The sequence below is a fragment of the Arthrobacter sp. JCM 19049 genome (assembly GCF_001310435.1).
This window is the reverse complement of the sequence record NZ_BAXF01000852.1, coordinates 1-670: the sequence shown is the minus strand read 5'-3', so window position 1 is coordinate 670 and position 670 is coordinate 1. Positions and strand designations below refer to the sequence as shown.

Sequence of the window (670 nt, the reverse complement as noted above, 5' to 3'; positions counted from 1 at the left end):
CCCTGGACGCCGGGGTTCATCATCAACACCACCGGGCCGGCCACCATCCGCCTGGCCCCGCCGCTGGTCATCACCCGCGACCAGCTGTCCACCTTCATCGCCAAGCTGCCGGCCCTGATCGGCCAGGCACTGCTGACCCACAAGGAGAACTAGCCCATGGCAACAACCCGCCACTTCCTGACCGACCTGGACCTCTCGCCGGCCGAACAGCGCGAGGTGCTGGATTTGGCGCAGGCGATGAAGGCCGACCCCTACGGCTACACCCCGTACGCCGGCCCGCAAACCGTGGCGGTGTTCTTCGACAAGACCTCCACCCGCACCCGGGTCTCCTTCCACGCCGGCATCGCCGAACTGGGCGGCTCCCCGCTGATCATCAACTCCGCCGAATCCCAGCTGGGGCACAAGGAGTCCATCGCCGACTCGGCCAAGGTCCTGGAGCGCATGGTCTCCACCATCGTCTGGCGCACCTACGCCCAGGCCGGGCTTGAGCAGATGGCGCAGAACTGCGCGGTGCCGGTCATCAACGCCCTGTCCGACGACTACCACCCTGCCAGCTGCTGGCCGACCTGCTCACCGTGCGCGAGCACAAGGGCGAGCTGGCCGGGCTGAGCCTGGCCTACCTGGGCGACGCGGCGAACAACATGGCCAACTCCTACCTGCTGGCCGGGGT

At 68.1% G+C, this 670-nt stretch carries 1 pseudogene; it reads left to right on the top strand.

The features are described 5' to 3' along the window. Positions 1–156: 156 nt before the first annotated feature. A pseudogene (locus tag JCM19049_RS16715) lies at positions 157–670 on the top strand (ornithine carbamoyltransferase); the annotation flags it as partial.